The organism is Candidatus Cardinium hertigii, from assembly GCF_003176915.1.
GTDB lineage: Bacteria > Bacteroidota > Bacteroidia > Cytophagales > Amoebophilaceae > Cardinium > Cardinium hertigii_A.
In genome coordinates this window covers 279,994-292,577 of the sequence record NZ_CP029619.1, presented here as the reverse complement: position 1 = coordinate 292,577, position 12,584 = coordinate 279,994, and the positions used below count along the sequence as shown (strand labels likewise).

General features: G+C 31.7%; 2 protein-coding genes. Both read right to left on the bottom strand.

Going from position 1 to position 12,584, the window contains the following annotated elements:
- Positions 1-46: 46 nt before the first annotated feature.
- On the bottom strand, positions 47-907 hold the full coding sequence (locus DK880_RS01145) for an acyltransferase domain-containing protein (protein ID WP_109997013.1): 861 nt from the start codon (positions 905-907) through the stop codon (positions 47-49).
- Positions 908-923: 16 nt separating this feature from the next.
- Positions 924-12,446 (bottom strand): SDR family NAD(P)-dependent oxidoreductase, encoded by an 11,523-nt coding sequence (locus DK880_RS01140; RefSeq protein WP_162534085.1) that lies wholly within the window; start codon positions 12,444-12,446, stop codon positions 924-926.
- Between the last annotated feature and the right edge of the window lie 138 nt (positions 12,447-12,584).

The window sequence follows — 12,584 nt, the reverse complement described above, 5'->3', positions numbered from 1 at the left end:
GCTCCAATTTTTCCCTGAATCATTATTTTCCATATTTTTAACAGTTTTATAGCGTTGCATTATTTTTAAAAATTTCCTCATTTAACTTAGTTAGCATATTACCTGGACCTAGTTCTTTAAATACAGTAAGAGACAAAGACTGAAGATATAAAATTGTTTGAAGCCATTTAACTGATTTTACTAATTGAAAACCCAAGTTTTCTAATATAAAATCATATTCTAATGGCATTGCTGTAGTAGATGAGATAATCGGTATTATAGGGAGGGAAAATTCATAATCCTTTAAAAACCGCATAAATTCAATGCGTACCCCTTCCATCTGTCTTGAATGAAATGCTCCACTTACGTTTAAAAGGATACATTTAAAACCTTGTATTTCTAATAATTTTTCTGCTTCTACTATCTCATTACTTAATCCACTGAGAACAATTTGTTTATGGCTATTAAAAGTAGCAATATCTATATTATCAAGGTTAATGTATTCAAGCAAAGTTTCTGTTTTTAATGAATCTGTACCGATAACAGCCATCATTGTACCATTTTTAATTTCGCTCATTAGTTCAGCCCTTTTCTTAACAATCTTAAGGCCTGTAAAAAGGTCAAATATTCCTGCAGCAAAACAGGCAGCATATTCCCCTAAACTATGTCCACATACTACGAATGAAGAAGAATTTACTTTTTTCCTCTCTTCTAAATAGGATAAACAACTTAGAAAATAAATTATTGGTTGTGTATATAACGTATAATTTAACTTATCTTGTTCATCTTGTAAGGCTAACTGCTTTATATCATAGCCAAGAATTTCACTGGCTTCCTTAGTTTCCAAAGGAAAGTTGTTAAATAATTCCTCCCCCATCCCTTTATATTGAGAACCTTGACCAGGAAACATATAAACATCAGCATGCATATAGAAATTTTTTTAATTATTTAAATGGATATATTTTTATATTGGTATTATTAACTGTGTGATTAATATTGTTATTATCTTGGTTCTTAAACATTATTGCAGTTTTTTTTATAACCTTAGAAATCATTCCTTGACAGCTAATGAATGGCTCGTTGTAACTATTTACGAAATATAAATCATAATTTATTTCCCTTTTATTTTCTGAAAATGAATTTAATATCCAATAACAATATACTATGTTATCAAGCTTAGTATTATGAATTATCATATTTTCAAGGTAGCACGGTAAAGCTATTTCCTCCTCTTTTTTTATAAATTGTACTAAGCTTAAAGGTACTATGGCTAGCTGTAATCCAGCATCAAGCATAGAAGGTTCTATGGAAAACATTTTAAGATTATAATTGTTAATGATACCAATAGCCACTTTCTCATTGTATTTAAGCCATCTTAAATTTTTATATATATCACCATAATTATAACCTAGTTGATTATAATACGCATATATATCATCAGATTCTAACAAATTAAGCTTCGTATCTCCTAATAAATCCTTTATGCTTACTTTAAAAGGTACTACGCTCTCTCTTGCTACGCAGCCTTTTACATAAGTAAAATCCATATGTTGCAGTGTAAAGGTATCTCCTTTTAACAATACATTTATTTCTTCTATAGGTTTGTTTATTGGTTGTATCCAATGTATATCCTTAAAACTATTATACTCTGGATATTTACTAGTAATTAGCGCTAATGCAAAAGTTGCCGGCAAAATTTCTTCCTGATTAATTTTATGGTGAGCCAAATATTTCTGACTAGTTGTTAAGCCATACTTGGCGTTTTGAATCCAGTGCCTATTTTTATCAAAACAATATCCGGGAGGGAATGCTAATTTTTTTACCTTGTATATATCTAGCCACAAAATATCTTCCCCTTGTAAATAATAATATTTTGTGTCTTCAAATAAATTTTTAAGTTGATTAACATCAAGAGCAGTAAAATTTGTACCATTTAATTTCGTTAAAAGTACACTATAAGCATCAATTATAGCATCCTCTTGTATGATTTCCTGATTTTCAGGAAGACTATTAGAAAGATTCATTACCAACTGATTCATATCTTTTACAATATAACACGCACGAAATCTATAGTGTTCTCTGCAACATCCTAAAGTATAAGCTAAAGCATATAAATCAACCTTTTGTTGTTTCTTTAACCATACCCTAAGCTCATCTATATTACCCTGTAACGCACTGATACTATTAGCAGAAATAGGAATTATATATATAGGTAAGTTTTTGTTAGAAATATTAGTTGGATATAGGCAATTTTCTTCAATTAATATATTAGCATTTGCTCCCCCTGCTCCAAAAGAATTTACCATAGTACGCCTTGGTTGTGCGTGTTTTCCTTTCCATTCCACTAGATCCTTTGTTATGAAAAATGGCGTATTTTGGATAGTAAGGTAAGGATTTTCAATAGCTGCATGTAAAGAAGGTGCGATATGATTATTCTTAAGTTGAAGCAATACTTTTATAAGGCCTGCAATCCCTGCTGCCGATTCTAAATGTCCAATATTACTCTTTACCGATCCTAAAGCACATATTTGCTTCTTGTTCGTGTCAAAAGCTTTTGTTAAACCTCTTATTTCAACTGGGTCGCCTAACTCTGTACCAGTACCATGAGCTTCAATATAACTTATAGATTCAGATTCTATTGCTGCTTTATTAAGGGTAGATTTAATAAGAGCAGCTTGCGCATTCGGATTAGGAGCAGTATAGCCGTTAGATTTCCCTCCCGAATTGATAGAACTTCCCCGAATAATTCCATAAATGAAATCTTCGTCTTTAATTGCTTCTGCGTATCTTTTTAAAACAACAGCTGCTATTCCTTCTCCATCTATAAAACCATCCGCATTTTTGCCAAAAGAACGACATTTATCTCCTTTAGATAACATTCTTAATCTACATAATTTAGTATATTGCTTAGGGTGGATTATGAGATTAACTCCCCCTACAATTGCCAATGAACACTCATGCGCTTTAAGCGCTTTACAGGCAAGGTGGGCAGCCGTAAGAGATGATGAGCAAGCAGTATCTACTGCCAAACTAGGTCCTGTCCAATCAAAAGAATAGGAGACCCGGTTTGCAATAGACCAATATAAAGCATCAGCCCAATTTATATCAGGTGCATCTACCCCTAACCACGAATAACCAGCGTTCATTACTCCAACAAATACGCCTATATCTTTGTTGGTAAGCTTACTTAAAGGATAACCGGCGTTTTCTATTGCATGGTAAGTGGTTTGTAGAAAAAGCCTTTCTTGTGGATCCATATTTTCTGCATCATAAGGAGTAATATTGAAGAAAGTATGATCAAAGCGATCTATATCTTTTATGAATCCGCCATATTTGGTGTAAATTTTTCCAACTGTACCATTTTCATCATAAAAATTTTTATAATCCCATCGTTCAATAGGGATTTTTTCTATACAATTTAAACCACTAGAAATATTTTCCCAAAACCGCTCACAATTATCAGCTTTAGGAAATTTGCCGGCTATGCCAATTATAGCAATACCATCTTCTATAATGGGTTGATTTGTTGTTAGATTGAAATTATTGCTATCAGCTTCTTTTTTTTTATGTATATCTTCTAAGAAATTTTTAGAATTCACTAAGGTTAACGCTTGTGTTTTATGGTTTTCGAGAATATATTGGGTTACTGTTTGTATAGTAGGGTATTCAAAAAATATAGTGCTTGGCATATACCCTAGTTGCTTTGATAAAGGTTTCAATATTTCTAAAGTAATCAATGAATCAATACCATAATTAGAAAAAGGAATATCATCTTTTATCTCCACCGGATCTAACCTTATAGTTTTGGCAATTGTTTGCTTTAACCATTTCCTTATAGAAGAATTAATGGCTATGTGATTATTACCTTCATTTATTTTGGATAGAGAGCTATTAAAAGAAATATTGAAATCTTTATAACACATTTCTTTGTAATCTTGCAACAAATAGTTTGTTAATTTTCTTGTAGTTGGGTATTCAAAAAAGAGCGTACTTGGAAGGTATCCAAATTTTTCTTTAAAGGGTTTTAGCAATTCTAATACTATCAACGAATCAATCCCTAAAGAAGTAAAAGGAACATCAATTTTTATTTCTTCCAGAGGAATTTGCATTATTTTAGAAATGTTACTAGTAATAAATTTTTTTAAATTATTAAAGATGATCTTCTCATCTAGCTCTTTCTTAACATCAATATTATTACTTGTTATATTATCAACAAGATGCTTTTCTCTTGCAGGGGTATATTGATTAAATGCTATTTCAATATTGCTAGGGATAGAAAACCGCTGTTCGGCAGCTAGAGCTACAATAACTTGCTGACTTTCTTCCCCATGGGAATATACGGTCTTAAATCCTTCCGCTTTTAATAGTTTTTGCCACATGCCTGACTCAATTAAAGGGCTATTTGTTATACGGAAATCTTCAAATAACCACCATCCTGGAGTTAAACCAAATGTTAATGTAGCATAATCTTGCCTAGAAGTTACCTCATTAATTATTGTAATACCTCCCTCTTTTAGGAATTTTCTAACATTTTGTAGAGTCTTTTTTATATTGCTCGTTGCATGTAAAACATTTGTAGCTATTAATAGGTCAAATTTATTTTGTAAATCTTCACCTGGAGTTTTTTCTATGTTACAAATCTGATAGGTTATGTTTTTATATTTTTCAAATTCTGTTTGTGCTTTTTTAAGAAAAGCAATAGAAAGATCAGTAAAGCAATATTTTACATTTGTATCTAACAAAGGAAGGACAAATTTTGTTGTACTTCCTGTACCAGCTCCAATCTCAATTATATTGAATGGTCTTTGAGGTAGTATTTGTATATAATTTTGAACAATTTGACCTACAATTTGGTTAAAATAGTCTGCAATAGGATTATCTCTATAAATTGGTTCTACCAACCTGAAACTACCGTCTGGAAATAAAACCGACATAGGATCTACTTTACCTGTAAGAACTTCAGGATAATAGCTTAAACAATGATCCAATAGTTTTATATGGGGATGTAACCAAGGATATTCGTGTAATAGTTGACTTTTGTCAATATATTTTCCTTTTTCTATGCTCCTAATAGCTATTTTCAACCTATTATATTTTTCTAATATATTTTCTTGTGGAATTTTTGCATTCTGTACCGCATACCTGCTGTAATTTTCTAAAGCTTGCTGGGCCTTCTTATGAGATAAAATCTCTTCTCCGGAATTATGGTATAAAGGAACAATTTTCTTTAAAAATTCCTCTGAATTACAGGTTATTAAATCTATAATAGTATCGTTTTTTATTAATGCGTTTTTACTTGTATAATCTGAATGTAAATGATGCGTGGAAGTATTAGAAACATCATAATACACATCTAACCTCTTTAGCGCCTCTGAAGTAGCTTTTAAAACAGCTATTTGTGTGCAATCGCTAGCCAAAAAATCTTCAATAATCTTTAATCCTTCTTCTGGTTCTATGGATCCAATCCCCATAGTTAACATGCGTTCCCGGTAATTTTTTTTAGATACAATCCCTACACTTCCCCAGTATCCCCAATTTATAACCTTCGTTTCATACATATAAAAGTTACGCATTAAAGATGCTATAGCATCCTTAAAAACACACGCTGCTGTATAATTTGCTTGCCCTTTATTAGCAATAAAAGACTGGATAGAAGAAAAAAATAAAAAGAAATCTAAATGAATATTATATTTAAGCAGACTTCTGAAAAGATTTATAGAACCGTGAATTTTAGGATTTAAAACCTCGTATAAGGTTTCTTTATCCATAAATGGAATAGTCTTATCTTTTAATACTAAAGCTGAATGAATAATTCCATGGAATTGGTATTGTTGCAGTATTCTTTCAATTTCTTGTATGTCCAGTAGATCAAGTTGTTCATATATGATATTTCCACCTAATTTACTTAAAAGCTCAACTTTTTCTTGATCTGCTACACTGCGTCCTACTAAAACCAACTGCGCTTGGTAATGTTTAGCAAGATATTGGCTTAGGGTAAACCCTAACCCTCCTAGACCTCCTATAATCAAATAGCATCCTTTTTTACGAAACTTTGTTTGTGTTAAAGGCTTTAAAATACTTGCTACCAGCTTCCGAACATAACGTTTACCATTTAATAATACGATAGGTTGTATAGTAGTATTATTTTGATTCTTTTCGGCTATGATCAAATGTAAATGTGCTATCGTTATGTGATTTGTAGAAATACAACAAATATTCAAATGAGGAAATTCTTTAGCAGCAGTTTGAGCAATCCCTAAAAGGGTGGAATTTTGAGGTTGAATAGTCGGACTATATTCGTTAATATGAATAGCATTATTAGTAATAAGTTTAATACTTAAATCGCTATAACGGGAAATTTTTTTTAAGAGTTCTATAAAAAGGTAACATTTTTTATAGCAATCTTTATGATTTAAGGTATCTATAGGGGAAGCATCTATTATCCATATTTCTTTCAAAGCTGGGGAACTACTTATTAATTCCTCAACAGTTATTAAGGAGTGTTCAGAAACAAAAGGTGTCAATATAGCATCATGATTATACCTAATAAGGTTATAGCATGCTTGTGCTATCCTTTCAGAAGCTTGGGTATAAATAATTATATATTTTTTAGGCGATACGTTTAAGGAAGATTCTATAGGGGACTCATCCCATTTAGGGGTATAAGTCAAATTGGATAGAAATTCGGTTTGTTTTTTTTCAATATTAACTTTAGTCATGTTATTTACCTGATTAATTGGACGAATTCCTAAATCAAGAATAGTACAAATTTTATGTTTATTAGCATTTAATATTTCTATATCTACCCGCATGGAAGATTTTTTAATAGTATACGCATAGAATTTACTTTTCTTATCTTCAAAATATTCCTTTGTAAAAATTATTTGACCAGCAGAAAAAGGGAGCATCGCTTTGTTTAAAGATGATAGAGATAAGCCTAAAATGGATTGAAAAGCACTATCTAAAAGATTGGTTTTAAGTAGCTCAAAACTATATTCTATATTTATTTCTGAATAGCATAGTTGTTCATTAAGGATATAAATAGCATTTAACCCTTGAAAAAAGGCACCATAATTAATGCCACTTTTTAAAAAGTGTTGATAAAGCTCGTTTTTATGATAAATATGTTTATAAGATGGTTTTTCTGAAAAATATTTTAAAGAATGGCCATAAATATTTTTTTCCTGTGCTATAATTTCCCCCCTAGAAAATAATTGTTTATTATCTAAACTTTTTAAATAAAAATGTAACCCTTTGGTCTGCTTTACAAATTCAATTATTATTGTGAGAGGATCATAAGAGCGTATAGGTTGTAACCAGGTAATGTTTTGAAAAATTAAATTGTCATAAAGTAAATCAAGTTTATTCATGGCAGAGAACACTAGGCTCAAATGCGCAACTCCTGGTAACATTTTATGATCATTTATTATATGTTCTGCAAGCCAAGGGTGGTTGCCATCAATAGTAACCTTTACACTTGAGTCATTTATTTTTGCTATACAATAAATACCACTTTTATCTATTGCATGAGCAGTTGCTAATGAGTTTGCTGTTTTATTAATCATACTAGAGTCTGCAGCTGTTTCAAACCAATAAGGTTTAGTATAGAAAGGATAAGTAGGCAAGCTAAGCCTAAGTTTCGGTTCATGATCATGCAGTAACTCCCAATCAAGATCATATCCTGCTAAATATTGCTTGCGCCTTTCTTGAAGTTCACAGTAGTATGTATCCCTATTCCTATAATCTCCTAAAGTTTCAACCATTTTTTCTTTGCTGCTTACCGCTACAATTGCTTCGGTTTGCTGATGAAGTCCATCTATTAGCTCTGCTATATTTTTGATTATCCAAGCGCACCTATAGGGAAAATGGCTGCGGCCACTATTAAGGGTGTAAGCAATATTAGCCAAACTATATGCTTTGTTTGAAAGATTAGCTAAATAATGTGCGAGGTTCTTTTGTGATTGTTGTAAGGAATACAAGGCCTTCGCTGATAAGCAAACAAGATAAAATGGTTTATCGGTAAAGTTTGTATCTATTTCTCTTGGGAGCGCTTCTTCTATAACGACATGGGCATTAGATCCTCCAAAACCAAACGAACTAATTCCAGCCACTCTAAGCGTATCACTTTCCCAACTTTGATTGTTAGATACAATGTAGAAAGGACTGTTATGAATAGCTATGTAAGGATTTAATTTATTAAAATGCAAATTCCCTGGTAAAGCTTTATGTTTAATAGATAATAATACTTTGAGTAGTGAAGCAATTCCTGCTGCTGGTTCCAAATGTCCTATGTGCGTTTTTACAGAACCAAGCCCTATATAAGGTTTATCTTCCCATATTCCCAACGCGCGCCAAGCCATCTTTAAAGCATCTATTTCAATAGGATCACCAAGTTTTGTACCTGTGCCATGGGTTTCAATATAACTGACACGTCGTGCTAACGCTTTGTCCTTATAGGCATGTATAAGCAATGCTTTTTGGGCTTCTGGATTGGGTGCTGTAAGGGAATGCGCTTTCCCACCATGGTTTTCAGAGCAACTGATAATATTTCCATAAATATTATCTTTATCCCTTACTGCATCACTATTTCGTTTTAGTAAAACACAACCCACACCTTCCCCCCTAACATATCCGTCTGCTTCTTCATCAAACGTAGCACAACGCCCTTGGGAAGAAAGGAAATTCCCTATTGTAAGGGCTTCATTGGTATAGTTATCAAGAATAATATTTGTGGAACCAACTAATGCATAATCTATTCGTCCTTCTAATAAATCATTGTAAGCCTTACTTAAAGCTACTAACGAACCCGAGCAAGCTGTGTCAAAAGTTTGGCTAGGTCCGCTCCAAGCAAAAAAATAGGAAATACGATTAGAAAGCATAGATGAAACAAGGCCGGGCATTGTATAAGGAATAGGCGTAGTACTTGCTCTATAAACAGAATAATAATCAAAGTTAGTTGCAGCTATATATACCCCTATTTTGCTTTCCTCTAATGATAAAGGATTGTACCCTGCGTCCTCTAATGCGGCCCAGGAGGTTTCTAATAACAGTCTTTGCTGGGGATCCATGTAGGTAGCTTCTAAGGGAGAAATGTTAAAAAAACTTGCATCAAATTTGTCTATGTCATTAATAAAACCAGCTTTTAGCCCTGGAGGTAACGTAGGTCTAGATGAATTATTGAGCTTGATGGTATTGATATTTGCAATAAGATTATGCCAAAAATAATTTATATTCGTTGCACCCGGTAGTCTAGCTGATATGCCAATAATTGATACATCATGAGTGCTATTGGTAAGATTAATGTGTATGGATGGTTTCTTACTATAGATTTTATCGCCTAGTTGTTTTTCGATATGTCCACATAATTTGATAAAATTATTATGTTGATAAAATTCATAAGGTTTAATAGAGGTATTAAACTTTTGATTTATAATACTAGATAATTTATTAAGATTAATTGAATGAAGTCCAAAATGTCCAAAGGGAGTTTGATAATTTGTGTGCAGCAAAGTTAAATTAAAATGTTCTTCTAAAATTTTTAATATTTTTTGTTCTGTACTTTCATCATCATTAATAGAGTGCTTTAAAGGTACCATCTGTAGTTGCTTGTTGGGTGTATTGTTGTACCCGTATTGGGTAATAAGGAGCTTAATGTCTTCTTCTTGCAGTTTCTTAAGATCAATTTTGTTATGTAAAGTAAGCGGTAGCTGTTTTAAGGAAATGATACGTTGAGGAATCATATAATGGGGTAATATTGTGGATAATTTTTCTATTGTACTATTTTCTTCCTTATTATTTGTGGTTCCTTGTACAAAAGAGACAATATGAATCTCGGGTATAAGTCTTACAATAGTCACTACTTCGATGCAATTAATTATTTGTTTAATTGCAGCTGTTATTTCAGAAAGATCAACTCTAAAACCTCTGATTTTTATTTGATTATCGTTTCGTCCAATAAATTTTAAATATTTTTTTCCAAAGTAACTTACTATGTCACCGGTCTTATATACATATTCACCAGTTGATAATGATTTGAACTTTTCTGATGTATCATTATTAAGATAACCTAACCCAACTCCTTCCCCTCCTATCCATAGTTCTCCTGGCATACCTAAAGGGCAAGGGCGTTTTTGAGGATCCAAAATGTAAAAAGTAGTATTGCCGATGGGTTGACCTAAAGAAATAGTATACGGAGTAGTTACTAACACACAAGAGGACCATATAGTAGTCTCGGTCGGACCATACATGTTATATACATCATGATGTTGTGCAAGCAAATAAGCAGCTAAATGCTCTTCTAAATTTTCTCCTCCTATTAATATTTTTAATTTTCGATTACTAAACCAATCTATTACCTGTAGCATCTTCCATGTTGAAGGGGTAGCTTGAACTATTGTAGTAGGGGTATTCTTTATTCTCTCGGCAAGTGCATAACTATTGCTAATACTATCTGATGCTGCTATATCTACGCTTGCCCCAACAGATAAGGGTAGTAATAATTCGAGCAAAGATATGTCAAAATTTAAAGAGGTAATAGAAAGTAAATAATCTTCTTCTCTACATGGTATCCTCTCATGCATAGCTAAGATAAAATTGTAAAGGTTTTTGTGAGAAATGCGCACTCCCTTGGGAGCACCAGTAGAACCAGAGGTAAAAAGAATATATTGAGCTTTATTAAGATTACGCTCTTCCTCCATTAGTTTGGTACAAACTATATCTAGATGTTCATTTTTTTCATCAATAACAATAAAAGTGTTATTGGAGCAAATTGTGTTGAGTTCGCTTTTAGTAATTGTATCCCTGTCAGTTAATATATAATTAACATTAGCATTTTCTATAAAATATTTTAATCTTCTATTCGGGAAATTAGGATCTAAGGGAACAAAACATATTTTTTTTAGAATTGCTGTTAATAAACAAAAAACTAAATTTTGTGATCTATTTAAATGGATGCCAATATTATAAGATAAATCAGCATGCAGCTTAGGAAGTTTTATGTCAAGCAATGCTTGCAATTTAAGTACTTCTAACTCGAGTTCTTTATAATTCCAGAATTTATCTTTAAATATTAAGGCAGCTTTGTTAGCATAGCATTTAAATGAATTTTTAAAAATATCTGATAGTCCATTAGGATGTTGTAAGTGAATAGGAGGACCATGTATATGGCTATGTTTACTATAATAATGTAATGCTAAAAAAGGAGTATTTAATTTGGTAATGAAGAAATTAAGAGTTTTGTTGAAATTAATAAACATTTCTTCAATTTGTTCTTTTGAAGACAACTGCTCTGCAATATTGAGTTGTATATGCAATTTCCCATTTAATATATTATAAATTAAACCTATATCGTAAGGTCCTTCTGTAGCCGGAGAAGCCATTAGCTTACTTTTTAATCCTTTAAGGTGAGGCGTAGCAATCCCTATTAGTCCAGGAGAATGATTTATTAAGATATTAAATGACCTTGAAGGGTTGTTGTTTTTTGTTGATAATCTATTTAATAATTCAAGAAAAGGTACTGCTTGATGAGGTTTTATTTTTTTACGCGTGTTGGCTATAGCTAATAAAATTTCATAAGGAGAAGAATAAGGACTATAATCTACTGTTAAAGGATTAAGGTTAGTAAAACATCCTATGCCTTTTTTACTATCATCTATACTTACTGTATATCCAATATTGATCGCTTCTTGAGTTAATATGGAGTTATATTTTCCTATGAAACTTGCCATAGCGCTTGCCATTAAATGGAAAAGTGTAAAGGGAACAACAGCTTGAAGCAATGTAGCGGTTTCTTCTTTAGTGAATATTTTGGTTTTTATGAAAAAACTACGTTTCTGATGATTTGCTTTATTAGAATGTCTAGCTGTAGATGTTAAAAATCTTAGTGGTTGTTTAAAGTTATTATTGCTAAAAAATGAATCCCAAAATTGAATGTTTTCTTTATGGTATGGCCGAATTGTGGGGGAAAGAAATACATTCTGTTCCTTCCAGCTTTTAGTAGCATTATTATATAAATTCTCTAGAATTTGAATAAAATTTATATAGGAGATTCCATCAAAAATTATATGGCTAAAAGCTATCAAGAAAAGATATCTTTTTTTTTCAATTTTAGTAAGAATAAACTTATAAAGAGGTCCTGTTGAAAGATTAAAATTAACAGAGTTATTTTCTATAATTTCTTTAATGTTTATTGTGCTACCACTAAGGTCTCTATATTCAAAATTAAGAGAAAGATTTTTTGATGCTTGCCAAACTATACCATCCCTTTCGAAAAAATAAGCATTGCATGCTTTGTGAATTTTTCTAACATAATATTTTAATGCTGTTTCTAGATGTGAAGAATTTAGGTTACCACTTAGCTCAAAGATATACCTTAGGATCAAGCTTTGGTCTAAAGGATTAGACTTCCAAACTTGCCAAAAAAGCTTTTGGTAGGGCGTAGTTTTCAAAGACATACTAACTGAACCCAATGATAAGGTTGATATAATTAAATAATGTTAAGAACGTTATTAATAGTATTAATTATATCCCTATTTTACAAGAAGATGGTAGGCAGATTTTTATTATATTTTGCTTGCCACTTGTTTAAATCAGAGAAGTCTACTCGA

Excerpts from the sequence above, each read along its gene's own strand:
- DK880_RS01145 (WP_109997013.1), bottom strand. The coding sequence starts at position 907 with ATGCATGCTGATGTTTATATGTTTCCTGGTCAAGGTTCTCAATATAAA.